Annotated in this window: 27 protein-coding genes; 9 read left to right on the forward strand and 18 right to left on the reverse strand. The window is 66.4% G+C overall.

The window, feature by feature from the left end; translation table 11 throughout:
• Positions 1–17: 17 nt before the first annotated feature.
• Positions 18–782 (reverse strand): SDR family NAD(P)-dependent oxidoreductase, encoded by a 765-nt coding sequence (locus tag EV580_RS29845; protein WP_133696203.1) that lies wholly within the window; start codon positions 780–782, stop codon positions 18–20.
• Between the two features lie 100 nt (positions 783–882).
• Here EV580_RS29845 and meaB point away from each other — a divergent pair, with 100 nt between their 5' ends.
• Positions 883–1770 (forward strand): methylmalonyl Co-A mutase-associated GTPase MeaB, encoded by an 888-nt coding sequence (meaB, locus tag EV580_RS29850; RefSeq protein ID WP_133696205.1) that lies wholly within the window; start codon positions 883–885, stop codon positions 1768–1770.
• 3 nt (positions 1771–1773) lie between these two features.
• Here meaB and EV580_RS29855 read toward each other — a convergent pair whose 3' ends face one another.
• The 8 genes from EV580_RS29855 to EV580_RS29890 form a co-directional block, all read right to left on the reverse strand.
• Positions 1774–2430 (reverse strand): TetR/AcrR family transcriptional regulator, encoded by a 657-nt coding sequence (locus tag EV580_RS29855; RefSeq protein WP_133696207.1) that lies wholly within the window; start codon positions 2428–2430, stop codon positions 1774–1776.
• Between the two features lie 163 nt (positions 2431–2593).
• A complete protein-coding gene (locus tag EV580_RS29860; protein ID WP_221218235.1) occupies positions 2594–3346 on the reverse strand; it encodes an acyl-CoA dehydrogenase family protein in 753 nt (250 codons plus the stop codon).
• Between the two features lie 50 nt (positions 3347–3396).
• Positions 3397–4521: an acyl-CoA dehydrogenase family protein gene (locus tag EV580_RS29865; RefSeq protein ID WP_133696210.1), complete on the reverse strand. Its 1125-nt coding sequence runs from the start codon at positions 4519–4521 to the stop codon at positions 3397–3399.
• A complete protein-coding gene (locus tag EV580_RS29870; RefSeq protein ID WP_133696212.1) occupies positions 4518–4952 on the reverse strand; it encodes a nuclear transport factor 2 family protein in 435 nt (144 codons plus the stop codon). Before EV580_RS29870 ends, EV580_RS29865 begins: the two co-directional genes overlap by 4 nt.
• Complete coding sequence (locus EV580_RS29875) at positions 4933–6150, reverse strand: metal-dependent hydrolase family protein (RefSeq protein WP_133696213.1); 1218 nt, start codon at positions 6148–6150, stop codon at positions 4933–4935. The genes EV580_RS29870 and EV580_RS29875 overlap by 20 nt, the downstream gene beginning before the upstream one ends.
• Positions 6151–6152: 2 nt before the next feature.
• A complete protein-coding gene (locus EV580_RS29880) occupies positions 6153–6482 on the reverse strand; it encodes a hypothetical protein (RefSeq protein ID WP_133696215.1) in 330 nt (109 codons plus the stop codon).
• Positions 6475–7818, reverse strand: a complete 1344-nt coding sequence (locus tag EV580_RS29885; RefSeq protein ID WP_133696217.1) for an aromatic ring-hydroxylating oxygenase subunit alpha — start codon at positions 7816–7818, stop codon at positions 6475–6477. Before EV580_RS29885 ends, EV580_RS29880 begins: the two co-directional genes overlap by 8 nt.
• Positions 7819–7822: 4 nt before the next feature.
• Positions 7823–8353 carry a carboxymuconolactone decarboxylase family protein gene (locus EV580_RS29890; protein ID WP_133696219.1) on the reverse strand — a complete coding sequence of 177 codons (531 nt, stop codon included), beginning with the start codon at positions 8351–8353 and terminating at the stop codon, positions 7823–7825.
• Between the two features lie 236 nt (positions 8354–8589).
• On the opposite strand from EV580_RS29890, the gene EV580_RS29895 reads away from it, so the two are divergent.
• From EV580_RS29895 to EV580_RS29925, 7 genes are all read left to right on the forward strand, one after another.
• A complete protein-coding gene (locus EV580_RS29895) occupies positions 8590–9885 on the forward strand; it encodes an amidohydrolase family protein (RefSeq protein ID WP_133696221.1) in 1296 nt (431 codons plus the stop codon).
• A gap of 104 nt (positions 9886–9989) precedes the next feature.
• Complete coding sequence (locus EV580_RS29900) at positions 9990–11168, forward strand: acyl-CoA dehydrogenase family protein (protein WP_166654955.1); 1179 nt, start codon at positions 9990–9992, stop codon at positions 11166–11168.
• Positions 11169–11202: 34 nt separating this feature from the next.
• Positions 11203–12417, forward strand: a complete 1215-nt coding sequence (locus tag EV580_RS29905) for a CaiB/BaiF CoA transferase family protein (RefSeq protein WP_133696224.1) — start codon at positions 11203–11205, stop codon at positions 12415–12417.
• 15 nt (positions 12418–12432) lie between these two features.
• A complete protein-coding gene (locus EV580_RS29910) occupies positions 12433–13578 on the forward strand; it encodes a thiolase family protein (protein ID WP_133696226.1) in 1146 nt (381 codons plus the stop codon).
• Positions 13579–13587: 9 nt separating this feature from the next.
• Positions 13588–14736 (forward strand): acyl-CoA dehydrogenase family protein, encoded by a 1149-nt coding sequence (locus EV580_RS29915; protein WP_133696228.1) that lies wholly within the window; start codon positions 13588–13590, stop codon positions 14734–14736.
• Positions 14737–14906: 170 nt separating this feature from the next.
• Positions 14907–15515: a TetR/AcrR family transcriptional regulator gene (locus EV580_RS29920; protein ID WP_133696229.1), complete on the forward strand. Its 609-nt coding sequence runs from the start codon at positions 14907–14909 to the stop codon at positions 15513–15515.
• Positions 15512–16018 (forward strand): hypothetical protein, encoded by a 507-nt coding sequence (locus EV580_RS29925; RefSeq protein ID WP_133696231.1) that lies wholly within the window; start codon positions 15512–15514, stop codon positions 16016–16018. Before EV580_RS29920 ends, EV580_RS29925 begins: the two co-directional genes overlap by 4 nt.
• Here EV580_RS29925 and EV580_RS29930 read toward each other — a convergent pair.
• The 9 genes from EV580_RS29930 to EV580_RS29970 all read right to left on the reverse strand — a co-directional run bounded on the left by EV580_RS29930 (position 16011) and on the right by EV580_RS29970 (position 24088).
• A complete protein-coding gene (locus tag EV580_RS29930) occupies positions 16011–16781 on the reverse strand; it encodes an emopamil-binding protein (RefSeq protein WP_133696233.1) in 771 nt (256 codons plus the stop codon). The genes EV580_RS29925 and EV580_RS29930 overlap by 8 nt on opposite strands.
• 80 nt (positions 16782–16861) lie before the next feature.
• Entirely contained in the window at positions 16862–17056 is a 195-nt protein-coding gene (locus tag EV580_RS29935; RefSeq protein WP_133696234.1) for a ferredoxin, read from the reverse strand.
• Positions 17053–18255 carry a cytochrome P450 gene (locus EV580_RS29940; RefSeq protein WP_133696236.1) on the reverse strand — a complete coding sequence of 401 codons (1203 nt, stop codon included), beginning with the start codon at positions 18253–18255 and terminating at the stop codon, positions 17053–17055. Before EV580_RS29940 ends, EV580_RS29935 begins: the two co-directional genes overlap by 4 nt.
• 102 nt (positions 18256–18357) lie before the next feature.
• Positions 18358–19167 (reverse strand): NAD(P)-dependent oxidoreductase, encoded by an 810-nt coding sequence (locus tag EV580_RS29945; RefSeq protein ID WP_133696238.1) that lies wholly within the window; start codon positions 19165–19167, stop codon positions 18358–18360.
• The gene (locus EV580_RS29950) at positions 19164–19982 is read right to left on the reverse strand and encodes an NAD(P)-dependent oxidoreductase (RefSeq protein WP_133696239.1); all 819 of its coding nucleotides are present in this window, start codon (positions 19980–19982) and stop codon (positions 19164–19166) included. Before EV580_RS29950 ends, EV580_RS29945 begins: the two co-directional genes overlap by 4 nt.
• A complete protein-coding gene (locus tag EV580_RS29955; RefSeq protein WP_133696810.1) occupies positions 19982–20830 on the reverse strand; it encodes an alpha/beta fold hydrolase in 849 nt (282 codons plus the stop codon). The genes EV580_RS29950 and EV580_RS29955 overlap by 1 nt, the downstream gene beginning before the upstream one ends.
• 17 nt (positions 20831–20847) lie before the next feature.
• On the reverse strand, positions 20848–22494 hold the full coding sequence (locus EV580_RS29960; protein ID WP_133696241.1) for a thiolase C-terminal domain-containing protein: 1647 nt from the start codon (positions 22492–22494) through the stop codon (positions 20848–20850).
• The gene (locus tag EV580_RS29965) at positions 22491–22772 is read right to left on the reverse strand and encodes a ferredoxin (protein ID WP_183506523.1); all 282 of its coding nucleotides are present in this window, start codon (positions 22770–22772) and stop codon (positions 22491–22493) included. Before EV580_RS29965 ends, EV580_RS29960 begins: the two co-directional genes overlap by 4 nt.
• A gap of 8 nt (positions 22773–22780) precedes the next feature.
• Complete coding sequence (locus EV580_RS29970) at positions 22781–24088, reverse strand: NADH-ubiquinone oxidoreductase-F iron-sulfur binding region domain-containing protein (RefSeq protein WP_133696244.1); 1308 nt, start codon at positions 24086–24088, stop codon at positions 22781–22783.
• A 53-nt stretch (positions 24089–24141) separates the two neighbouring features.
• On the opposite strand from EV580_RS29970, the gene EV580_RS29975 reads away from it, so the two are divergent.
• Complete coding sequence (locus EV580_RS29975; RefSeq protein ID WP_133696246.1) at positions 24142–24624, forward strand: hypothetical protein; 483 nt, start codon at positions 24142–24144, stop codon at positions 24622–24624.
• Positions 24625–24633 lie beyond the last annotated feature (9 nt).

Consider the following 24633-nt stretch of genomic DNA (forward strand, 5'->3'; position numbering starts at 1 on the left):
GTTACTGTCGGCGCCCGCTACTTCGGCGGGAAGCGCAGCGCGCCGTCCAGCCGGATGGTTTCGCCGTTGAGGTAATCGTTTTCGGCGATCGACAGGGCCAGCGCGCCGTACTCGACCGAGCGTCCCATCCGCTTGGGGAACGGCACCTGCGGGCCCCAGTAGGCCTCCAGTTGGTCGGCGGCCTTGCCGTAGGCGGGGGTGTTGATGGTGCCCGGGGCAATCGACATCACCCGGATGCCCAGCGGCGAAAGGTCGCGTGCGGCAACCAGTGTCATCGCCACGACGCCACCCTTGGCGGCCGAGTAGGGCAACTGGCCGATCTGGCCCTCGTACGCGGCGATCGAGGCGGTGTTGATGATCACGCCACGGGCGCCGTTCTCGTCGGGCTCCTGGCGTGCCATCGCGGCGGCGACATGCCGCATGACGTTGAACACCGCGGTCAGGTAGAACGTGATGGTCTTGGTGAACGCCTCCATCTCCATCGGGGAGCCGTCCTTGCCGACCAGGCGGCCGCCGCCGGCCGGGCCGCCGTGGGTATCCACCGACACCCGCAGCGGTCCGAGGGCCTCGGCGGCGGCGATGGCGGCCAGCACGTCGTCGTCATTGGTCACGTCGGTGCGGACGTAGGGGATACCGAGCTCGCCGGCGAGTGCCTCGCCCTTCTCGTCGGACAGGTCGGCGATCACGACCTTGACGCCCGCCCCGTGCAGCTTGCGCACGGTTGCCTCGCCAAGACCGCCCGCGCCACCGAAGACGACGGCCGAACTCCCACTGATCTGCATAGCGTTACCCTTCTTGCAACTGACGCTCTCTACTTGAGAGAATAGTATTCTCATACCGACCGGAATTGGTCAATCACGTAGGGACGTAGCGTTGCCCTCTATGGATGTCGTCGAGCTGATCACCGCGGCCCGCGGCGGGAACACCCGCGCGGTCGGGCGGCTGCTGAGCCTCGTCGAAAGCGCCCGCCGGGACGAAGTGCTCGCCCAGGTCGGCCCGGCCGCGGTGCCGGTGGTCGGCGTGACGGGCCCGCCCGGTGCCGGCAAGTCGACGACGATCGCGGTGCTCGCGGCGGCGTATCGCGAACGCGGACAACGGGTCGCGGTACTCGCGGTGGACCCGTCGTCCCCGTACAGCGGTGGAGCCCTGCTCGGTGACCGGATCCGGATGGCCCAGCACATCAACGATCCCGATGTGCTGATCCGGTCGGTGGCCACCCGCGGTCATCTCGGTGGCCTTGCCGCCGCCGTGCCTGCGGCGATCCGGCTGCTCGGCGCGCTCGCCTACGACGTCGTGCTCCTGGAGAGCGTCGGCGTCGGTCAGTCCGAGATCGAGATCGCCGCGGTCGCCGATCCCACGATCGTGATCCTCAACCCGGGTGCCGGTGACGCCGTCCAGGCCGCCAAGGCGGGTCTGCTCGAGGTCGCCGATCTGGTGGTGGTGAACAAGGCCGATCGCGACGGCGCGGCACAGACGGTGCGCGACCTCAAGTTCGAGACGCACGTTCCTGTCCTGACTCTCGTTGCCGCCCAGGGCCAAGGGGTGGGGGAGCTGATCGAGGCGATCGAGGCGCATCGACGTGCCGACACACCAGCCCGGCGAGCTGCCCGGGCGCGGGCGCAGGTGCTGTCGTTGGCGCAGAGCCGGTTACACAATCACCCGGATCTCGACGCACTGGCCCAGGCCGTCGCCGAGGGTGATTGCGATCCCTACAGCGCCGCGGAAACGCTCATCGCACAACGCATTTCGCCGGCAGTCGAACCGCAGTGAATGCTACTTGCGGGCGAAACCCTGGGAGCAGAAGGTCCACACCTCGTCGCCGCTGATCGGCGTGTGGATGTTCTCCTCGTCCTCCACCGAGCTCGACTGAGCGATGAACATGATCGTCTGCATGGTCATGGCCGCCATCCGGCGGGGATTGGCGTCCTCGCGCAGTTCGCCGGCCGCCGCGGCCTCGATCATCAGCTCGGAGAAGAGCGCGACCAGCGGTGCGTGGGCGACCTTGACCTCATTGGGGTGCGAGATCAGCAGCTGCGGAGCGAAGTCGGTGAACAGGGGTCGGCGCGCCGTGGGGTCCGGGCGGGACAGCTCGAACAAAAGCGTGACGGCAACCTTGAGGCGATCCAGCGGATCCTTCTGCGCCGACGTCGCGGCTCTGATCTGATCGGCGGCCCGGCTCAGTGCATCCTCGAACAGCGCCAGCAGCAGCTCATGCTTGCCGTCGAACTGGAGGTAGAAGCTGCGCAACGACTGGCGAGACCGGTCCACCACTTCCTGCACGGTGAAGTCGGTGCTGCCCTTTTCGGTGATGATGGCCTGTGCGGCATCCAGGAATCGCTGCACGCGCTGCCCGGCGCGCACCTTGGCGGTCCGGATGGACCGCTCGACAGCGCGCTGCTTCCAGGCAGGTTCTTCGCTCGGGCTGTTCACTGCAGGGCTCTGTACGAGCGCGTGTCAGCGGTTCGGATGTAGCTCACGGTAAGTAGAGTACTACTCTCAGCCGCGAGAATTACGTTCTCAATCCAAACCGCACCAAAATTTTTGTTCCGCACAGTCTAAATGGTGACCAGCGCATTCGCCGCCATGGCGTACGTCACAGATTCACCAGCCGCGGAGCCGAGCCCCTGGCCCGCAATCCGGCTCCGGCTTTGCGGGTCAGCTCCCGCGAGCTGCCCAACAGCCCGTCGAGTACCAGGGCGCGCTTCATGTGGTGATGGAACTCGTGCTCGGCAGTGAAGCCGATCCCGCCCAAGACCTGCTGGCAGTGCTTGGCCGCGGTCAGCGCGGCCTTGCCGGCTGCGGCCTTGGCCAGCAATGCGGTCAGGTCCGGGTTGTCCGCCCCGGGCGTGCTCAGCGTCGCTTCTGCGCCCTCGATGGCCACCAGCGTTTCGGCCAGCCGGTGCCGTACCGCTTGGAATCCTGCGACCGGCCGCCCGAACTGCACGCGGTCCAGCGCGTGTTGGCGGGCCAGGGTCAGCATCGCGCGCGCCGACCCGACCAGCCACCAGCCCACCGCCAAGCGCGCCTCGGCAACCCGGATCGGATAGCCTTCGTCCTCCCGGCGCAGCGGCAGTCCGCCGAGCGTGGTGTCACTGGGCTCGCTGGTGGTGCGGTCCCACACCACCCAGGTGTTGCCGGCATACGGAAGCGGCAGCTCTACGGTGTCACCGATGGTGTTTCCCGTCGCATTCAGTACCACGTCGACGAGAACCGAAGCATGCGAGCCTGTTTCGCCGAGCAAGCGGAACACCAGCGGCACCGCGACCTCGGGGATGTCGGCCAGCATGTCCGCCCAGCCCAATTCCATCAATGCCGCGTCGAGAGCTGGGCCGGACGAGGACAGCATGGTCTTGCGCAGGCCGCTCTCGAGAAGTTCAACGGATTCGGGATCCACGATCACTCCTTCCCAAGATCAAGCAGGCGCCGGGCGATGATGTTGCGCTGTACCTCGGCGGTGCCGCCGTAGATGGTCGCCGCGCGCGAGTACAGGTATTCGGTGCGCCATTCGGTGTCCTCGAGCTCGATCGAGCCGGGCAACAGGTCGTGCACGGTGTCGTAGAGCCGCTGTTCGGCGCCCGCCAGCAGCACCTTGTCGATCGAGGTGTCGGGACCCAGCTTCTCCCCGTCGGCCAATCGATGCTGCGTCGCCCGCGACCGGCAGCGCAGTGTGTGCAGCGCGAGAAATGCCTCACCCATATCGCCGTCCACACCCTCACCCTGGGCGGAGACTTCACGCACGAGCGCGTCGAATCGTGAGTACAGGTAAGCGATTCGCTGCCAGAAACATGTCGAACGCTCGTAGGGCAGCAGGTCCATCGCCAGCCGCCAGCCGTCGCCGGGCCGGCCGAGCATCCGGCTGGCGTCGACGGCGACATTGTCGAAGTACACCTCGCAGAACTCGTCGACGCCGTGCATGGTGTGCAGCGGCCGGATCGTGATGCCCGGGGTATCGGTGTCGACGAAGAACGCGGTAATCGCCTGATGGTTGGGAGTGTCCGCGTCGCCGGTGCGGGTCAGCAGGATGCACCTGTGCGAAAACTGCGCGAAGCTGGTCCACACCTTCTGGCCGTTTACGATCCACTGATCACCCTGCTGGACGGCGCGCGTGGTCAGGGACGCCAGGTCGCTGCCCGAGCCCGGCTCGGAAAACCCTTGGCACCACTGCTCTTCGCCCGACAGCATCTTCGGCAGCATCTCGGCGGCCAATTCCGGTGTGGCGTAGTCGATCATCGTGGGGGCCAGCACTTCGATCATCGAGTACGGACCGGGCTCGGCAAGCCGCCGTCCGACGATCTCCTCGCCGACGATGGCCCGCAACATATCTGGGCCGCCAAGACCACCGGCGCTCTCGGGCCAGCCGTAGCGACCCCAGCCGCCGTCGTACAGCGCCCGCATGACCCGCGCGAACTGCCGCATGTGGCCGCCCAACGAGTGGTCGTCGGGTGGCGTGAGGTCATTCTCGTCGAGCCACGCCCGCAGCGCCGTCCGAAAGGCGGCCGGGTCGTGCAGATCGTCGGTCATCCGCCAGCCGGCCGGCCGATGGCATGCGGACGGCCCGAATCGTGCACACCGGTGCGCCGAATGAACGTCATCGCACGGGTATTCAGCCGCCAGCCCTTGTCGGTGCGGAGGTAGGTGTCGCGGTAGTAGCCGATCCGCATGTCGTGGGCGGAGTGCTCGATGAAGCACAGCGGCTGGGTTCCGGTGGCCTTGTCCTGGTCGTTCTCGTCGAATTCGACCAGCGACTCGCCGGTCATGAACAACCCCTTGGGTGCGGCGTCGACGAGCTCGGGAAACCGCCCCAGCGAGTATGTTTCGCCGAAGGCGCTGTAGGTGCCGTCCTCGGTGAAGACCTTGACCAGATTCTCGACGTCGAGCTGGGTGATGGTCACCGCATAGCGGGCCAACAACTGCTGGATCTCGACGATGTCGTCAGTCCGTCTTGTGGACATAGACTTTCCCGCCTTTCATGACGAATCGAACGTCCTGGGTCACGGTGATGTCAGACAACGGATCACCGGGCACGGCGATGATATCGGCCAGTAAACCTTCGGCGATCCGGCCCCGGTCGGTGGCGTTGATCAAGTCGGCGCCGACGACCGTCGCTGCCCTCAGCACCGCTGCCGGTGGCATTCCCCATTCCACCAGGGTGACCAGCTCGTCGGCATTCTTCCCGTGCGGGATGGCGGGCGCATCGGTGCCGACCGCGATCTTCACCCCGGCTTCGTAGGCGGCCTTGATCGACGTCTCTGCCTTCGGGAACATCTCGGCTGCCTTGTCCTGCAACACCTTAGGTGCGTGCGAGACGTCCATGGCCTGGGCCAGGCGGCGGGTGGTCACCAGGAAGCGGTCGTTGTCGACCAGCATCTGGATCGCCTCGTCGTCCATCAGGAAGCCATGTTCGATGCAGTCGATCCCGCACGCCACCGCATGTTTGACGGCTTCCGCGCCATGGGTGTGTGCGGCCACTCGCAATCCGCGCCGGTGCGCCTCGTCGACGATGACACGTAGCTCTTCGTCCGAATAGTGTTGCGCGCCTGCTTCACCGGTCAGCGACATGACACCGCCGGAGCAGCACACCTTGATCAGCTGCGCGCCGTGCTTGATCTGGTAGCGCACCGCCTTGCGGATCTCGTCGACCCCGTTGGCGATACCCTCCTCGATGGTCAGCTCCAGCACGCCGGGCATGAACGCGGCGAACATCGTGGGGTCCAGGTGGCCGCCGGTCGGGGTGATGGCGTGGCCGGCCGGGATGATCCGCGGGCCTTCGATCCAGCCCTTGTCGATCGCCTTGCCCAGTGCGACATCGAGCAGATAGCCGCCGGTTTTCACGAACAGACCGAGGTTGCGCACCGTGGTGAAACCGGCGCGCAGCGTGCGGCGGGCATTGCCCACCGCACGCAGAACCCGGGTCGGCGGATCGTCCTGAACCTGGGAAAGGCCGGGGTTTTCACCCCGGCCACCCATGAGGAGGTTGACCTCCATGTCCATCAGGCCCGGCAGCAGGATCGCATCGCCGAGGTCGACGATCTCGCCTTCGGGTTCGCCACCGACACCGACGATAAGCTCGCCGTCCACCTTCACGATGCCGGGGCGGACAATCTCGCCCGCGTCGACGTCGACGTACCCGGCAGCCTTCAGGGTTAGCACGCTCAGACCACCGGCTCCTTGATCAATCCGATATATGCGGCACCACTGTCGAGCACACGGGGCTGCTTCCACACCTCGATCGGAAAGCTCACCTGGACGATCGACTGTCCTAGATGTACCAGAGCCTTGGCGTCTTCGGGCATGCCTTTGAGCGGGAAGCGGGCGTCGACGTACACCATGATGTCTTCCAGCCGTTCCATACCGGCGTCGTACAGCTCCTGCATCTCCTCCATGGACGAGCTCAGGCGCTTCTGGTAGCGCTCTTCCTCGGTCGGCAGGCACCAGTCGGCGAAGCGCTCCAGGTCGGCGAATTCCTCTGGCAGCTTAGACATTTGCAGGATCCTTTTCTTCAGCCTTGGCGCCCAGCGCAGCGGCTGACCCGTTTCCGTTCCCGTTGGCCAATGACTCCTTGTACCTGTCCACGTACTTGTGCGCGGTGTGGTGCAGGTGGCGCAACAGGATCTCCTGGTCGCACAGCGGGAAGTCGAGCACAGCCCGGGTGCCGATCTGGGTCTGCGTGGCCTCCAGCGTGTTGGCGTCCTGGAATGCGTACTCCTTGAACGTCACCGCGGCCAATTCCTGGGACAGCCGCTCGCGCAGGTTCTTCGGCGGCACGAAGTACAGGTCGGCCTCGAAGATGTGCTTGTCCACCGCGGTGGGCCAGTAGTTGTACGTCAGATACCAGCCGGGCGCCCAGAACAGAAGCGTGAAGTTGGGGAAGAACTCGAACGAGTCCTGGCCCCATGTCGCGTGCCGGCCGGGGTTGATCGCGGGTGGCAGCTCGTCGGGCAGGATGCCCTTGATATCGGGGCGATCCCACGGGCCGAACAGGCCGCTGTGCAGGATCCGCTCGATCGGCTTGACCATCTTCAGATCCTTGGGCGGGCTCATGCCGCCCCAGGACGAGATCATCGAGTGATCGCCCTTGATGTCGTAGTGCAGAGCCTCGAAGCCGAACTTGGCCAGCTTCTCGGCCTCCTCTTTTTCCGCCTGCTTCATGTGCAGAATCGGCGCGTGGTAGAACTCGACGAAGGCGTCGATGAACAGCTTCCAGTTCGCTCCGACCTCTGAGCGGTAGCTGTAGTGCTCGGTCATCTCGTGGAACGGATAGCCCTTCAGGCCCTCGGCGAATTCGCCCAAGTACTCCTCGAGCGAGACCGCGCTGTCGTCGAAGTTGACGAAGATGAAGCCTTCCCACACCTCACACCGCACCGGCTTGAGCGGGTAGTCGGCCTTGTCGACGTCGAAGAACTCCTGCTCCTGCTGGATGAAGGTCAGGTCACCCTGCAGCGAGTAGCGCCAGGCGTGGTACTTGCAGACGAACTGCCGGCAGCTGCCCGAAACCTCTTCGCCGGGATAGTCGTTCCACACCAGCTTGTTTCCGCGATGACGGCACAAGTTGTAGAACGCGCGGATCTGCTCACCGTCGTTGACGATGATGATCGACGTGCCCGGGCCGACCGACGGCAGCTCACGGGTGATGTAGTTGCCCTTCTTCGGAACCAACTCCACTCGGCCCATCTGCAGCCAAGTCTTTCGGAAGATGGCCTGCTGCTCCAGCTTCCAGTGCTCGGGGTCGATCGAGTCCTCGTAGTTGACCGGAGCGGTGCCGAGTTCGGGCCAGTTCTCTGTCCAGCTACCGACATCCGGCTTCTTGAAAAATGCCACGTACTTACCTTTCGTTCTCGAGCTGTACGCCGAAAGTGTTGAACGCCATGGCCAACATGCCGTAGGCGCCGACGGTGAAGACGAAATCCATGCGCTGACGCTCGCCGAGATGCTCGCCGAGCGCTGCCCAGGTTTCGTCGGTGAGATTCGACTGGGTTTCGAGCTCGTCGGTGGCCTTGACCACCAGCCGGTCGAGCTCGTCGTTGGCTCCGCCGCCCCGGATGGCGTCGACGTCGGCGTCGGTCAGTCCCTCCGCCTTGGCCATCTCGACATGATGCGCCCACTCGTAGGCGCAGTTCCGCCGATGCGCGACCCGCAATACCGCCACCTCGCGCAGCCGGGCCGGAAGCGTCGAGCGGAACAGCAGGTACACGTTGAAGCCGAGATAGGCCTTGGTGAGGTCCGGATGCCGGACGAGCGTGGACAGCGCCGTGCCTGCGCCCTCGGGGTTCTGCCGGTCGCGCGGCAGCATGCCCTTCAGAGCCTGCTGCACGTCGTCGTCCCACTGTTCCGCAGGTAGCGGCGTCAGGCGCACCGGTAGCCTCCTCTCAAGGTGGAGAATCTCATTCTCATATCCGGATAACAGATTTCCACGATCTTGCCGGAAGGTCAATCCCCGCACGTGAGCAGGGCGGAAAAACCGAGGTCGGGTGGGCGTGTCCGGGTGCCAGCCTACGGCCGGGACGCACCGGTAAGACGATTACCGGATGTTGATTCTCGCGGAATGAGAAGCTAGTTTTCATTAGAGAGGGCCCGACGGAAGGAACCGCAGTGCGCAAAGAGGACATGATCCTGATCAGCGTGGACGACCACATTGTCGAGCCGCCCGACATGTTCAAGAACCATCTGCCGAAGAAGTACGCCGACGACGCGCCCCGGCTGGTGCACAACCCCGACGGCTCGGACATGTGGCGCTTCCGCGACATCACGATCCCCAACGTCGCCCTCAACGCGGTGGCCGGCCGGCCCAAGGAGGAGTACGGCCTGGAGCCCCAGGGTCTCGATGAAATCCGGCCCGGTTGCTACAACGTCGACGAGCGGGTCAAGGACATGAACGCCGGCGGCATCCTCGGCTCGATGTGCTTCCCGTCGTTCCCCGGTTTCGCGGGCCGGCTGTTCGCGACCGAGGATCCGGAGTTCTCGCTGGCGCTGGTGCAGGCCTACAACGACTGGCATGTCGAGGAGTGGTGCGGCGCCTATCCGGCCCGGTTCATCCCGATGACCTTGCCGGTGATCTGGGACCCGGTGGCCTGTGCCGCCGAGATCCGACGCAACGCCGCCCGCGGCGTGCACTCGCTGACGTTCAGCGAGAACCCGGCAGCCATGGGCTATCCGAGCTTCCACGACTTCGACCACTGGAAGCCGATGTGGGACGCCCTGGTGGATACCGACACCGTGCTCAACGTGCACATCGGGTCCTCGGGCCGCCTCGCCATCACCGCGCCGGATGCGCCGATGGACGTGATGATCACGCTGCAGCCGATGAACATCGTGCAGGCCGCCGCCGATCTGTTGTGGTCGCGCCCGATCAAGGAATACCCCGATTTGAAGATCGCCCTGAGTGAGGGCGGCACCGGCTGGATTCCGTACTTCCTGGAGCGCGCCGACCGCACCTTCGAGATGCACTCGACCTGGACCGGGCAGGACTTCAAGGGCAAGAAGCCCTCCGAGGTGTTCCGCGACCACTTCCTGACCTGCTTCATCTCCGATCACGTTGGCGTGCAACTACGTAACGACGTCGGCATCGACAACATCTGCTGGGAAGCCGACTACCCGCACTCGGATTCGATGTGGCCCGGCGCGCCTGAGCAGCTCGACGAGGTGCTGCGTGAACACAACGTGCCCGACGACGACATCAACAAGATGACCTACGAGAACGCGATGCGCTGGTACCACTGGGACCCCTTCACCCACATCTCGAAGGAACAGGCCACCATCGGCGCGCTGCGTAAGGCCGCCGAAGGGCACGACGTCTCGATCCAGGCACTGTCGAAGAAGGAGAAGACGGGCGCCAACTTCGCCGATTTCGCGGCGAATGCCAAAGAGATGAGTGGCAACACGGACTGACCGGGTCCGCGGAACGACGGCGCCGGTGCGCACAACGTTGATCGCACCGGCGCGCTCGGCTGCGTGCCGATTGGGAGTAGAGGAGTGTGGGTGTGTCTTCAGGTATGAGCTTTGAGCTGACCGAAGATCAGGAACTGATCCGAAAGTCGGTGCGCGAGCTGGCATCACGCTTCGATGACCAGTACTGGATGGAGAAGGACCAGGCGCACGAATTCCCCCAGGAGTTCTACGACACCATTGCCAAGGGCGGCTGGCTCGGCATGACCATCCCGGAGGAGTACGGCGGCCACGGCTTGGGCATCACCGAGGCGACGATCCTGGCCGAGGAGGTCGCGCGATCCGGCGGTGCCATGAACGCCGCGAGCTCCATCCACATGTCGATCTTCGGGATGCAGCCGGTTGTCGTGTTCGGCTCCGAGGAGATGAAGGCCGCGACATTGCCCCGGATCGTCAACGGCGACCTGCATGTCTGCTTCGGTGTCACCGAACCCGGTGCGGGACTGGATACTTCGCGCATCACGACGTTCGCAAAACGTGATGGCGACCATTACGTCGTCAACGGCCGCAAGGTGTGGATTTCCAAGGCGCTGGAATCCGAGAAGATCCTGCTGCTCACGCGGACCGAGAGCCGCGAGGACGTGGAAAAGCGGGGAGGCAAGCCGACAGAAGGTCTCTCGCTGTTCCTCACCGACATCGACCGCGACCACGTCGACATCCGGCCCATCAAGAAAATGGGGCGCAACGCCGTCAGCTCCAACGAGGTCTTCATCGACGATCTGCGGATCCCGGTGTCCGACCGGATCGGCGAAGAGGGCAAGGGGTTCTCCTACATCCTGCACGGGCTGAACCCCGAGCGGATGCTGATCGCCGCGGAAGCGCTGGGCATCGGGCGGGTGGCACTGGACCGGGCGGTGAAATACGCCAATGAGCGCATCGTGTTCGACCGGCCGATCGGGATGAACCAGGGCATCCAGTTCCCGCTGGCGGACTCACTGGCGCGCCTGGATGCCGCCGAGCTGATCCTGCGCAAGGCGACCTGGCTCTACGACAACGGCAAGTCCTGCGGCCGGGAAGCGAATATGGCCAAGTACCTGTGCGCGGACGCAGGGTTCGGGGCGGCCGATCGCGCGTTGCAGACCCACGGCGGCATGGGCTATTCCGAGGAGTACAACATCTCGCGGTTCTTCCGGGAATCGCGCCTGATGAAGATCGCACCCGTCAGCCAGGAGATGATCCTGAACTTCCTCAGCGCCAACGTTCTCGGCCTGCCCAAGAGCTATTAGTGGCCAGTATCTGCGCCGACCGTATGGTGATCTGATGACTTCTGCGCAAGGACCGGCAGCCCCGCTGGCCGGTATCACCGTCGTGGCCCTGGAACAGGCGGTGGCGGCGCCGATGTGCTCGCGTGTCCTTGCCGACTTCGGCGCCCGGGTCATCAAGGTCGAGAACCCGGCCGGCGGTGATTTCGCCCGCCACTACGACGACGTCGTCAACGGACCCGGTGGCCTTGCTGCCCATTTCGTGTGGGCCAACCGCAACAAGGAATCCATCGCGCTGAACCTCAAGGCGGACGAGGGTCTCGAGATCCTGCACCGGTTGCTCGACGGCGCGGACGCGCTGGTGTCGAACCTGGCTCCGGGATCGACCGCCCGGCTGGGTATCTCGCCCGACCAGCTGCGTGAGCGGCATCCCGACGTGATCGCCGTCGAGATCGACGGCTACGGCGCAGGCGGGCCGCTGTCGAACAAGCGCGCCTATGACCTGCTGGCGCAGTCGGAATCCGGATCATGTTCGGTCACAGGCTATCCCGGCATGCCGGCAAAGCCCGGGCCGCCGATCGCCGACATCTCCACCGGTCTGTACTCGGCGCTGTCGATCATGGCGCTGTTGATCTCCCGGGAGGGCCGCGAACGCCGGGGCGCAGCGGTGAACGTGAGCCTGTTCGACACGATGATGGACCTGATGGGCTATCCGCTGACCTACGCCCAGCACTCCGGAATCGACCAGCAGCCGCTGGGGATGAACTCGCCGGCCGTCGCGCCCTATGGCTCCTTTGCCACGGCCGATGACCAGACGGTGGTGCTGGGCACCACCAACGACCGCGAGTGGCAACGGTTGGCGCGCGAGATCATCGAGCGACCCGACCTGGCCGACGATCCCCGGTATGCCACCAACTCCGATCGCTGTGCTCACCGTGACGTTCTCAACGAGGCAATCCAAACCTGGTGTGCTCAGCACGATCTCGCGCACATCCAGAAGACCGCCGACACCGCGGGCATCGGCAACGCCCGCTACAATCTGCCCAGCGATGTGCTGGCGCACCCGCAGCTGTCCGATCGTGACCGCTGGCGGACGGTGCAGACCACGGCAGGGCCGATCGAGGCGATCCTGCCGCCGCCGATCATCGACGGATATGAACAGCCGATGGGACCGGTACCCGGCCTCGGGCAGCACACCGACGCCCTGCTGGCCGAATTGGGCTTGTCCGAGGGCGAGATCGACCGACTGCGCGCGCAAGGCGTCGTCGCCTGACAATGAGGAGCAGCCATGCGTGAAACGGTGATCGTGGAGGCCGTGCGGACCCCGGTCGGCAAGCGAAACGGCGGACTGTCCGGCATGCACGCCGCCGACCTGTCCGGATTGGTGCTGAACGCGCTCGCCGAGCGCACCGGCCTCGACCCGGCGACGGTCGACGATGTGGTGTGGGGCTGCGTGTCGCAGGTGGGAGACCAGTCCAGCAATATCGGCCGGTTCTCCGTCCTGGCGGCGGGCTGGCCGGAGTCCATTCCGGGCACGACCGTCAACCGGGCGTGCGGATCCAGCCAGCAGGCATTGGATTTCGCAGCGCAGGCCGTCATGTCCGGCCAGCAGGACGTGGTGGTCGCCGGCGGTGTCGAGGTGATGAGCCGAGTGCCGCTCGGGTCGGCGCGCGCCACCGGTATGCCGTATGGCCCCAAGGTGCTCGAGCGCTATGACGACTTCTCGTTCAACCAGGGCATTTCGGCGGAGATGATCGCGCAGAAGTGGGGCTTGGGCCGCACCGATCTCGACGAGTTCTCGGCCCGCAGCCACGAACTCGCCGCTGCCGCACAGGATCGCGGCGCGTTCGACGACCAGATCGTCCCGGTGGCCACCGAGGGCGGCGTCGTCAACGCCGACGAGGGCATCCGGCGGGGGACCACCGTCGAGAAACTGGCCGGGCTCAAGCCGGCCTTCACCGAGGACGGCGTCATCCACGCCGGCAACTCCTCGCAGATCTCCGACGGCGCAGCCGCGCTGCTGGTCACCTCCGCCGAATATGCTGCCGCGCAAGGCTGGCGGCCGCTGGCCCGCTACGTCCACGGCGCGGTCGCCGGTGACAATCCGGTGATGATGCTCACCGGTCCCATCCCCGCGACGCAGAAGGTGCTGAGCAAGACCGGTCTCGGGGTCGACGACATCGGGGTGTTCGAGGTCAACGAGGCGTTCGCGCCGGTGCCGATGGCCTGGCAGGTCGAGCTCGGCGCGAAGGCCGACCGGATCAACCCGCTGGGCGGGGCGATCGCGCTGGGCCACCCGCTCGGCGGCTCGGGTGCGGTGCTCATGACCCGGATGCTGTACCACATGCGCGACAACGGAATTCGCTACGGACTGCAGACGATGTGCGAGGGCGGCGGCACCGCCAACGCCACCGTCGTCGAACTGATCAACTAAAGGGATCTGATGCGCCGCGATCTGTTCACCGAAGACCACGAGGCTTTCCGCGAGCTCGCCCGCGACTTCATCGAGAAGGAGATCGTGCCCGCCTACCCGCAGTGGGAGAAGGCGGGCCGGATGCCGCGCGAGACGTTCGCCAAACTCGGCGAGACCGGGATCATGGGCATCACCCTGCCCGAGGAGTACGGCGGCGGCGGACAGGACGACTATCGCTACAACGTGGTGCTGCAGGAGGAAGCGGCCCGGGCGCTGGTGACGCTGTCGACGGTGCGCACCCAGCTCGAGGTGATCCTGCCGTACTTCCTGCACTATGCGAACGACGAACAGCGGGCCCGGTGGTTCCCGGGTCTGGCCGCGGGCACCCTGCTCACCGCGGTCGCGATGACCGAGCCCGGCACCGGGTCGGACCTGGCCGGGGTCCGGACGACGGCGGTGCGTGACGGTGACGACTACATCGTCAACGGGGCCAAGACGTTCATCACCGGCGGCATGCAGGCCGACCTGGTGGTCGTGGTGGCGCGCACCTCCACCGATCCGGACAACCGCCGCGCGGGGCTGACCCTGCTGGTCGTCGAGGACGGTATGGCGGGCTTCACCAGGGGACGCGAGCTGGAGAAGATGGGCTGCAAGGTGCAGGACACCGCGGAGCTGTCCTTCGTCGACGTCCGGGTGCCGGCCACCAATGTGCTGGGGGAGGAGGGTCAGGCCTTCAGCTATCTCGGGCACAACCTGGCCCAGGAGCGGCTCACCGTCGCGGTCGGCTCGGTGGCCCAAGCTCGCTCGGCGATCGCGGCCGCGATCGACTACACCAAGAACCGCAAGGCATTTGGCAGCCCCGTTGCCTCGTTCCAGAACACCAAGTTCGAACTCGCCGCCTGCTCGACGGAGGTGGAGGCCGCCCAGGCGATGCTCGACCGGGCGGTGAGCCTGCACGTCGAGGGTGAGCTCAGCGGTGCCGACGCGGCCCGGGTCAAACTCTTCTGCACCGAGATGCAGCAGCGGGTGATCGATCGCTGCCTGCAGCTGTTCGGCGGCTACGGCTACATGATGGAGTATCCGATCGCCCGGCTCTACACCGATGCGCGGGTGGCCCGGATCTACGCCGGCACCAGCGAGGTCATGAAGGTGATCATCGCGAAATCGCTGGGGCTCTAGCCCGCCGAGAGCGACCTCAGGGCTGCATTTCGCCCCGATTCACAGCCCTCAAGTGGATCTCGTCGTAAGCGGTCCGATCACTTCAGAACTTTTTCCGCTGAGACCCTTGTCACACCGGCCCAAACCAACCTACTGTGTGTTCACTAGGTTGGTCTGAGGAAGGGAGTGCAGTGACCGCGACCCGGCCCTACGCAACCCTTCTGGCCAAGGGTGAGGATCGCAAGCAGCGCATTCTCGACGTCGCACAGCGGCTGTTGGCGCGCAACGGCTGGCGAAACACCACCCTGGCTCAGATCGCGAGGGAGGCCGGCGTCACCGCGGCCGGGCTGCTGCATCACTTCGAATCCAAGGAACAACTGCTGCACGCGGTGCTCGACGCCCGCGATGCCGACGACAGCGAGCACGCCGACTATCTGTTCGGCGATCTCGTTGAGGGCATCGCCAATGCCGCCGACCGGTTCGACCGGTCACCGCAGCTCGTGGGGACCTTCGCGGTCCTGATGGTCGAGAACATCGCGCCCGACGCCCCACTGCACGACCGACTGGTGGACCGCTACCGGCAGGCGGTCGAGATCATCGCCGAGCGGATCCGCAGCGGTCAGGCCGACGGCCGCTATCGAACCGACGTGAACGCGGCCCGCAAGGCCATCGAAATCCTGGCATTTGTGAACGGAATGGAGACCTCATGGCTACTCGACCCGTCGATTCCGCTGACCGACGTGTTCCGGGAGTACTCCAGGTCGCTGGCGACCCAGCTGACACGCCACGCCGGATCATGAGGTACCGGCTCGACATCGTCGCGCCGAGTGTCGCCGAAGCCGTTCAGCACGCCGGCGGCTGGATCTTCGATCGCGTGATGGCCGGCTGGGACGTCAACGTGCTGCTCGCCGAACCCGGTGACACCCGTCCGCTGTCGATCCTGGGCGCCCAGACCGTCGACTTCGAGTCGGTGCTGGAGGCCGGGGACGACCAACCGCACCCGCAGGCACTGGCTGTCGCCGCCGACCTCGTCGACACCGACGCCCGCGTCCGCGAGGGTGTACTGCGAGCACTGGACTACGGCATGACCGAGGTCGCGCTGTGGGGCGAGGCGCAGCCGGCCGAGTTCGACCGCAACGTGGATTCCGTTGAGCACCGGCTGAGTTCGGCCGCGCGCGTGTTCAAGGCGCAGGCGCTGGCGGCCGCTGCGGTCAGCGATATCGCGGTGGCGCCCACCGAGACTTTCCGCAGCGGTGCGATGAACTGCGCGCCGATCGGCGCCGACCTGGTCCCGGCTAGCTGATCGAAGTCCGTGCGGCCTTGCGGGTGAGGTAGTCGATCTGCAGGTGGATCGAGTACAGCACCAGCGGCGGTAGGACGATGAACGGCACGTTCTCGCCGATGAACTTGAACCACAGGCCGAATGCGCCCTGTCCGATGTCGGAGAATCCCGCGCCCACCTCGGCCAGAAAATACACGGCCGTACTGCTCATCAGGATCGCGCAGCCGGCGAATGCCAGCCAGAGACAACGGATTCGGGATTCCAGCGCAAGGTCCGGCCGGATCAGCCGGGTCCAGACGACGAACACCGTCACACCCGTGATCACTCCGACGACCTCCAGGGCGAAAGTCCACGGGTTGCCGCTGACGTATCGGGCGTCGGCAAGGCCGTACTGCCACCACAGCCACTTCCAGCCGGGATCTGTTGTCGGCGCCCACAATCCGAGCGGATGCCCGATCAGGAACACCAGCTCGTAGCCGATCTGGCTGCCTGCGGTGTAGGGCAGGTAGAACAAAGTCAGCTCGGCGGCCTTGTCTAGCCGGGTTCGCTTCTCGCCCGGCGCATCCCACAGGATGACGAACGGCAGCAGGATCACCGGGATGCCGAAGATCAGGTTCGCGATCACATCGACGGTGAACGTCGGCGCAATGACGCCCGCGCTGACGCAGATCGTCAGCGCCACGAACATGAAGCCGGTGAACAGTGCGGTGCCGAGGTAGATCCGCTTGCGGTGTGGTGCCCACGGTTGCGCGAAGTCGGGCTCGCGTTCCTGCACTGTCGTCATCGCGGTCGGCCTCCCACGGCAAGTATCAACTACTTGATATCGTGGCGAAGCTTACCCGGCATCCATCGCCGGGCGAAGCGTTATTCCTTGATGGAGATGGCCTGCCGGGGGCACTGGCGCACCGCTTCCCGGACCTTCTCTTCGTTCTCCGGGGTGACCTCGTCGGTGAGGACGTGCAGGTAGTCCTGGTCGTCGAGATCGAACACCTCGGGGATGATCCCCATGCAGATCGCGTTGGCCTCACACAGGCCGAAGTCCACCTCGATCTTCTTCATCGCAGCACCCTAACCGGGACGTGGGAGAAGCCCGCGACATTCTGCATCTGGACGCGCCGCAAGCCGTCCCACTGCACTTCGTAGCGCGGCATGAAATCGAGCAGTTTCTCCAGTGCGATGGCACTTTCCATGCGAGCCAGGGCAGCACCCAGGCAGCTGTGGATGCCGTAGCCCAGCCCGAGGTTCTGCGCCTCGGTGCGGTCGCGGTCGATGTCGAAGGTGTCGGCGTCGGTGAACGCGGCCGAGTCGCGATTCGCCGACGCCATCAGCAGGAACACCGGCTTGCCCGCCGGGATCTTGCCGCTGGGAACCTCGGTGTCACGCAGCGTGAACCGCACGTTGTACTGCACCGGGCCCTCGAAGCGCAGCAGCTCCTCCACGGCGGCGGGGATCTTGTCGCGGTCGTCGAGCAGTTTCTGCCACTGTTCGGGGAAGCGGGCGAAGTTGACCGCCGCCGTACCCATCAGTTTGGTGACGGTCTCGGCGCCGGCACCGCCGAGAAGTGTTGCGAAACCGCAGATCTCGATGTCGTCGAGGCGGCGGAGGTTGCCGTCGTCGTCGGGGATCTCGGCGGCGATCAGGCGGCTGATCATGTCGTCCTGCGGGTTCTCCCGCCGTTCCTGAACCAGGCCGTAGTAGTAGATCGCGGTGTCGACGTTGGCCTGCATGCCGGCCTCGCTGTACCCGATCTGCCCGGGCTCGCGGCTCAGACTCGTATCGATCCAGTGCCGGACCTGCTGACGGTATTCCTCGGGAACGCCGGCCATCCGGGTGATGACCTCGACCGGGAACGGACCGGAGAAATCCTGGACGACGTCGAACGCATCCGGATTGGCCGCCGCCAGATACTTGTCGACGAGTTCGTGGACCACTTCCTTCTGCGACTGCACCGCGCGCGGGGTGAAGGCCTTGTTGAGCAGGCTGCGCATGTGGCGATGCTCGGGCGGATCCATGAAGATGATCGACTTCTGCGGCGGCTCGTCGCCCTTCACCATCGCCAGATCGCAGCCCCGGGACGACGAGAAACTGTCGTGATCCTTGAGCGCGGCCGACACGTCCTCATGGCGCGAGAGGGCGTAGAAGTCCTCGCGTGTGTCGTAGTAGAGCGGAGCCTCGGCGCGCATCCGTTCGTAGATGTCGAACGGGTTGGCGAAGTACTCCTGCGAGAACGGATCGAAGACGAGTTCGGCCTGGGTCATTGCGTTCTCCTCCGAGGCGAGAGCTGGGCTATAAGCGTTACGGAAGGCTGGTTGATTGTAACGCTAACAGTGGGGCGCGCGGGAGAGCTGAAAATGGCTAAATCACCTAATCGTTTCCGGGGAAAGGGCGGCGTCGACCACCTCGTCGAGCAGGCCGAGATCGCTGCCCAGATCGGCCACCGTCGCCCGGACGACGGCCACGTCCTTGCCGATGAATTCGCCGACGGCGCTGATGAATCCGGCGGCCGACCCGACCCGGGCGATCGAGTCGACGGCCCGGCTGGCGCCGCTGCCGTGGGGAAGGGCGCTCAAGAGGACGGACTCATCGACACCGAGGCGGCCGGCCAGCCGCACCGCCTCGGCCGCGATCCCGATCTGCGCGGCGAACAGAGTGTTGTTGATCAGCTTGACCCGCTGGCCGAAACCGAGCGGCCCGACGTGTAACACCGGATCGCCATAGCTGGACAACAGCGGCCGTACCCGGTTTACGGCGTCCTCGTCGCCGCCGACGTACAGCGTCACCGTCCCTGCCGCGATATCGTGCGGCCCGCCGCTGACCGGCGCGTCGAGCACGTCGACCCCACGCGCCCCGGCCTTCTCCGCGATGGCTTCCGCGGTGCGCGGGCTGCCCGTGGTGTGCAGCACCAGAACCGCGCCCTCGCGCATGGTGCCCAGCAGGTCGTCGGTCAGGCAGATCTGGCGCACCTGCTCGTCGGTGAACACGCAGACCACCACGGCGTCCGCGTCGCGGGCCAGGTCGGCAAGGCTCCCGGTCGACTTCGCGCCCAACTCCTGTGCGGCGACGAGCTTTTCGGGAGTGCGGCCCAGCACCGTGACGTCATGGCCCGCGTCGGCCAGCCGGCGCACCATGGGTGCACCCATCCGGCCCGCACCGACGAAGCCGACTTTCACCGTGGGTTGTCCATCAACCTCAATGCGGCGTCGGCGGCATCGAGCACGGCGCCGGGCTGTGCGCCCGCGTTCTCGGCGATGCCGGCGATCAGGCTCACGTCCTTGTGCAGCAGCCCCGCCGCGACCTGCTTGAGGATGTCGAGGCTGCCACCGAAGCGGGCCACGCTGCCCAGCGCGAAACTGTTCGCCGAGCCGCGGGTGATCACCTCCGACAGGTTCTCCGGTGCCACACCCAGCGCGGCGCCGAGGTCGAGAGCGGTCTTGGCGGTCGCGATGTTGGCCGTGAACAGCAGGTTGTTCAGCAGCTTGGTGACCTGCCCGGCGCCGACACCACCGAGGTGGACGATGGGGTCGGCGTAGGTGGCGAACACCGGGCGCACCTTCTCGACGGTTTCGTCGTCACCGCCGATCATCACCAGAAGCTTGCCCTCTTCGGCCGCCGGTCCGCCGCCGCTGACCGGTGCGTCGACCACCGCGACGCCCTGGGCGCCCGCGATCTCGGCCAGCTTCCGGCAGGTGTCCGGATGCACGGTGGCGTGCACCGCGATGATGCCGCCGGGCTGCAATCCCGACAGCACGCCGCCCTCGCCGGTGGCCACTTCGAGTACGTCGGCATCGCCGACCACGCACAGGCACACCAGGTCACTGCCCTCGGCCAGCTCGGCCGGGGTGCCCGCGACCGTCGCCGCGGTGTCGGCGAACGGCTCGACGGAGGCGGCCCGGCGCGCCCACAGGGTGGTGGGGTAACCACCCTCGACGATCCGGCGTGCCATGGGCGCGCCCTGACTGCCGAGCCCGATGAATCCGACGCGCATTAGCCAGCCTCCTGGTTCGCATCAGCGGTGATGCATTGGTCCACGAATGAGAAAACGCTCGAATGATACTGCGCCGCAGCCACACCCAGGCTCAGGTTGTGGCCCGCGCCGTCCTGGTGGTGGATCTCGACGTGCGGCGCCTTGGCGAACAGCGCGGCGATATCGGTCAGTGCCTCGGGGGTGGAGTCCCACACCTTTTCGTGTTCGGCGGCGGTGAACCGGACCGGCGCGACGACGTGGCCGGCAAGTGCGGGGAAGTCGCGGCCGGCCCAGTTCGTCGACACCTCGGCCTCCTGCGGTGGGGCTCCGGCGGATCCGACGGCGTTGACGACGTCGGCGGGGTAGAGCTCCTCGGGTGCCCAGATCAGTTCGCGGATGCCCGCGGGCCGGTAGGTGGGGGTGGCCTGCTTGAGAAGAGCTCGGGCGGCGGGGTATTGGCGCAGTCCGGTGCCCGCCAGTTCGAGTCCCAGAAGGTCGCGTCCGCGCTCGGCGACGGCCATGCGCAGTGCGAGTTCGCAGCCGTTGGAATGCGCCAGGATGAACAGGCCGGCGCCGCGATCGCGCGCGCCGAGCATCGCGTCGGCGGCTCCGTAGGCCAGCTCGACGCGGCGCTCCGGTTCCCACATCGCGTCGGAGTACGGCGCTGACGCGCCGTAACCCGGCCGGTCCAGGGCCACCGCGCTGAAACCGGCTGCGGCAGCGGCACGTAACAGCGACAGATCGGGATGGCCGGGACAGTCGAAGTAGGCCGCCGAGGACGCCCCGCCGTGCAGTGCGACGATGACCGCCTTCGGATCGGCGGCCTCGACGAACAGCCCCGACATCGGGATCCCGTCGACGGGAACCATCCGGCGGGTGGGAGTGGTCACTCGTCGACCCGCATCAGCAGCACCCCGCTCGGGGTCAGCCCACCGCTACTGGCCACGGCGACTGTGGCATTGGCGACCTGGCGGTCGCCCGCCTCGCCGCGCAGCTGGCTGACGGCCTCGTGGATCAGGCCCATGCCGTGGGTGCGGCCATGGGAGAGCTGGCCGCCGTGGGTGTTCAGCGGAAGAACCCCGTCGCGGGCGATGTTGGTGCCGCCGTCGAGGAAGTCCTTGGCCTCGCCGATACCGCAGAAGCCGAGCGCCTCGATCCACGACAGACAGTTGAAGGAGAACCCGTCGTAGAGCTCGGCGACGTCGACATCGCTGGGCCGCAACGATGTTCGTGTCCACATGTGGGCCGACTGGCCGAGCACCTGCGGTTCGTGGGTAAGCGTCGTCTGGTCCCAGTCGGTGCGTTCGATGATCTGGGTGCCGACCGCCTCGAACAGCACCGGCTTCTTGGGCAGGTCGCGGGCGGTCTCCACCGCCGAGACGATCACCGCCACCGCACCGTCGCAGGGGACGTCGCAGTCGTAGAGGCCGAACGGTGTGGTGATCGGCCGCGCCGACAGGTAGTCGTCCATTGTCATCGGGTCGCGGTAGATGGCGGTCGGATTCAGTGCGGCGTTGGCCCGCTGGTTGAGCGCGATCCAGCCCAGCGTCTCGCGGGTCGTGCCGTAGCGCGCGAAGTGACGCTGGGCGTTGAGCGCCAACGTGTGTGCGGCCGAGGTGGCGCCGAACGGCATCTGCCAGCTGGTGGTGCGTAGCCCGCCGGGCGGCGCCATCTTGCCCTGCTTGAGCAGTTCTTGGAACGTCGATTCCCACAACGTGCGGAAGCACAGCACGTGCCTGGCCATCCCGGTGGCGATGGCCATCATCGCGGCGATGATCGAGCCGCCGGGGCCGAACGTGTCCATGCCACCGTTGATCCAGGTGGGACGCAGTCCCAGCGCGCCCTCCAGCGCGGTCACCCCGCCTTCGCCCATGCCCGCGATGTCGAGACCCGGGTAGGTGGACAGCCCGTCGATGTCGGCGAACGTCAAACCCGCGTCGGCGACCGCGGCCTCGCACGCCTCGACGGTCAAGGCCAGCGGGTTGGCCATCAGCCGGCGGCCCAGTCGGGACGCGCCGATACCCGTTATCGCAGAACGCTCCTCGAACTTGGTGGAGGTCAGCGGCGGCCGCACATGTTTGGCGAAGTCTTTCGGGTCGATCTCGTCGGCGGGCATCTCGACGATCTGCTTGGGCGTCACCGGACGGAACAGGGGGAGGTAGACGTCGTCGTTCTGTTCGAAGACCACCTCGACGAGCTGGCCGAGTTCCAGGTCCTCGGGGTCGGCGTCGATGATGTTGGTGGTCAACCGAACTCGCGGATCCTCCTGGATCGCGACCTGGGCGACCACGTAGGGCGCGGGCAGTCCCGGGATGCTGAACCGCTCGTTGACGGTGAACGCCGAGAGCACCGCCTGACCGCTCACCGGTCGGGCCTTGAGGTCGTGGCTGCCGCAGTACCGGCACACCGGTTGCGGCGGGTGAATCAGCGATGTGCAGCCCTGGCATTCCTGGATCCGCAGCGTGCCGTCGGCACCGGAGGTCCAGAAGAACTCGGTTTCGGTCGTGAGCTGGGGGAGGGGAGCGCGGCTCACTGGGCGTATCCCCAGCGGGCCTCGAAGACCGGATCCTCGTCGGTCGCAGGCGCGGCCGGTCGCTTCTCGCCGTCGAACTCGTTGTCGCTGATCTCGACGATGGCGTGCACCGGGCAGTCGAACAACGCCCGCAGGACATCGCCCCGATCGGCCTCCTCGACGGTGCCGTCGCCGATCAGCGATGCGTAGCCCCAGTCGTCGAGCGAGAAGTGTTTCGGCGCGTGCTTGGCGCAGACTCCGAAGCCGTCGCAGATCGTCCGGTCCAACCGGATTCGCATGTTGTCACTCATCGCTGGGTCACCGCTTCCACCTCGTAGGGCCGCTGGGCGCTGAACGCCGCTGAGCCGCAGGGATCGCAGGCACCGGCCAGATGGTGTTCGACGACCTGGGGGAAATGTTTGAGCAGGCTGGCGGCGACATTGGCCGCGCCGTCGAGTGTGGCGCAGGCGCCCCGGCCGCGAAGCACGACCGACCAGCGCTGCAGGCGGGCGACGTCTTCGGCGGTCGCCGCGCCGTCGCGCAGCGCACCGGCGGCAGCCGCCATCGCTGCCGTGCCGTTGAAGCACGACCCGCACTGGCCGGCGTTCTCCCGGTCGAAGTAGGCCAGCACCGCGGCCGCCACGGCCACCGGACAGTCGTCGGTCAGGATCGCGATCGCGCCGCAGCCGAGGCCACAACCCAGAGCGCGGAACGTCTCGTGGTCGAGGGTGGTGTCCAGCACGTCGCGGTTGAGCAATCCCGCGAAGTAACCGCCCATCAGCGCGCCCTGGACCGAATCCGGTGAAACACCATGGAGGGCAAGCAGATCGGTGAAGGGCATGCCGTGCGGGACCTCGTAGAGGGCCGGCGGCCGGCCCGCGCCGGTGATCGTCATCAAGAACGTGCCCGGCGACGCCAGCGTGCCTGCCGAACGGAAGGCCGCTGCGCCGTGCCGCTGCACGTACGGCAGGTTGGCCAGCGTCTCGACATTGCTGACCAGGGTGGGATGCCCGGAGACCCCGTGTTGGAAGGGCCGCGGGGGCTTGTCTGTCGGTTTGGCCGGTCCGCCGTTGACGGCGCGGACCGCCGCGGTTTCTTCGCCCGCTACGTAGCCCGGCTCCACGGTCACGATCGAAATATCAAGACCGCCAAAGGTATCGAAACCGACCTCGCCCAGAGCGGCGTCGATGGCGCGCGCCGCCTCGAAGTCGGACACATAGACATAGGCCCGCTGTGCACCGACCATCCGGGCGGCCAGGCGTACGCCGTCGAGCACCAGGTGCGGACGATGACGAAGCAGCCAACGGTCTTTCACCGACGCGGGCTCACCCTCTTCGCCGTTGGCGAGCACCACCGTCTCATGTCCGCGGGTGTGCGCGGCGCGTACGGTGCGCAGCTTGACGGCCAGCGGGAACGCGGCACCGCCGCGGCCCAGCACACCGGAGTTCTCCACCTCGGCGAGGAGCGATTCGACGTTCTCGAGCAGCTCGTACCCGCCGGCGGACACGTAGGCGCTCATGCTCTCCACCGTTGCCGGCAGTCGCAGCAGTCGGGGCGTACAGCCTGGGGCGGCAGCAACGGTCAAGTCCGTGCCCGCGGGTGCTGGCGCGTTCATCGGTCACCTCTTCTGGTTCGGGCACTCGGCACGCGGTCGCTAGGCTGAGGCGCATGAGAACGGCTGTGGTTCGTGTCGACGTCGACCCGCCCGGTGAACTGACACCGGCGCAGCTCGCCGAGGGCGTCGCGGCGCTGCGCGCGCTTGCCGATCAGGGCGGTGTGACGGTGGTCGACAACAACCTTGCGGCGATGCCGCGCGGTCGGCGCGAAGCCGAGATGTTGATCGGCAATACCGCCCCCGAAGATATCGAGGAGCTCAAACGCAACGCGATCACCCTGTGTGCCAAGGCATTCGGCACCGCGCCGGTCATCGGCGTGGTGACCTATGTCAGCCGTGGCACCGACGACGACGCGCACGGGGTGCTGGCCGGGTTCGGGTTGCGCGGCGAGATCGACCGGACCGCTGGCGACGACGGCTACGACATCATCGTCGTGACGTTGAGCAAGGACGACATGACTCGGATCCCGGAGAGCCGGGTGCACACCGCACTGGAGGCCTCGACCAATTGCGAGGTCCACATCCGCTTGGTGTGAGTGGAACCG

The organism is Mycobacterium sp. BK086 (assembly GCA_004362315.1).
In the GTDB taxonomy this organism is placed as follows: Bacteria; Actinomycetota; Actinomycetes; order Mycobacteriales; family Mycobacteriaceae; genus Mycobacterium.

Bases quoted from the DNA above. Each gene is read 5' to 3' on its own strand.
- EV580_RS29860 (WP_221218235.1), bottom strand. From the start codon at position 3,346: ATGCTGTCCTCGTCCGGCCCAGCTCTCGACGCGGCATTGATGGAATTG.
- EV580_RS29870 (WP_133696212.1), bottom strand. From the start codon at position 4,952: ATGTCCACAAGACGGACTGACGACATCGTCGAGATCCAGCAGTTGTTG.
- meaB (WP_133696205.1), top strand. From the start codon at position 883: ATGGATGTCGTCGAGCTGATCACCGCGGCCCGCGGCGGGAACACCCGC.
- EV580_RS29935 (WP_133696234.1), bottom strand. From the start codon at position 17,056: ATGAAGAAGATCGAGGTGGACTTCGGCCTGTGTGAGGCCAACGCGATC.
- EV580_RS29940 (WP_133696236.1), bottom strand. From the start codon at position 18,255: ATGACCCAGGCCGAACTCGTCTTCGATCCGTTCTCGCAGGAGTACTTC.
- EV580_RS29905 (WP_133696224.1), top strand. From the start codon at position 11,203: ATGACTTCTGCGCAAGGACCGGCAGCCCCGCTGGCCGGTATCACCGTC.
- EV580_RS29845 (WP_133696203.1), bottom strand. From the start codon at position 782: ATGCAGATCAGTGGGAGTTCGGCCGTCGTCTTCGGTGGCGCGGGCGGT.
- EV580_RS29965 (WP_183506523.1), bottom strand. From the start codon at position 22,772: ATGCGAATCCGGTTGGACCGGACGATCTGCGACGGCTTCGGAGTCTGC.
- EV580_RS29975 (WP_133696246.1), top strand. From the start codon at position 24,142: ATGAGAACGGCTGTGGTTCGTGTCGACGTCGACCCGCCCGGTGAACTG.
- EV580_RS29925 (WP_133696231.1), top strand. From the start codon at position 15,512: ATGAGGTACCGGCTCGACATCGTCGCGCCGAGTGTCGCCGAAGCCGTT.
- EV580_RS29880 (WP_133696215.1), bottom strand. From the start codon at position 6,482: ATGTCTAAGCTGCCAGAGGAATTCGCCGACCTGGAGCGCTTCGCCGAC.
- EV580_RS29970 (WP_133696244.1), bottom strand. From the start codon at position 24,088: ATGAACGCGCCAGCACCCGCGGGCACGGACTTGACCGTTGCTGCCGCC.
- EV580_RS29950 (WP_133696239.1), bottom strand. From the start codon at position 19,982: ATGCGCGTCGGATTCATCGGGCTCGGCAGTCAGGGCGCGCCCATGGCA.
- EV580_RS29900 (WP_166654955.1), top strand. From the start codon at position 9,990: ATGAGCTTTGAGCTGACCGAAGATCAGGAACTGATCCGAAAGTCGGTG.
- EV580_RS29930 (WP_133696233.1), bottom strand. From the start codon at position 16,781: ATGACGACAGTGCAGGAACGCGAGCCCGACTTCGCGCAACCGTGGGCA.
- EV580_RS29910 (WP_133696226.1), top strand. From the start codon at position 12,433: ATGCGTGAAACGGTGATCGTGGAGGCCGTGCGGACCCCGGTCGGCAAG.
- EV580_RS29915 (WP_133696228.1), top strand. From the start codon at position 13,588: ATGCGCCGCGATCTGTTCACCGAAGACCACGAGGCTTTCCGCGAGCTC.
- EV580_RS29955 (WP_133696810.1), bottom strand. From the start codon at position 20,830: ATGGTTCCCGTCGACGGGATCCCGATGTCGGGGCTGTTCGTCGAGGCC.
- EV580_RS29865 (WP_133696210.1), bottom strand. From the start codon at position 4,521: ATGACCGACGATCTGCACGACCCGGCCGCCTTTCGGACGGCGCTGCGG.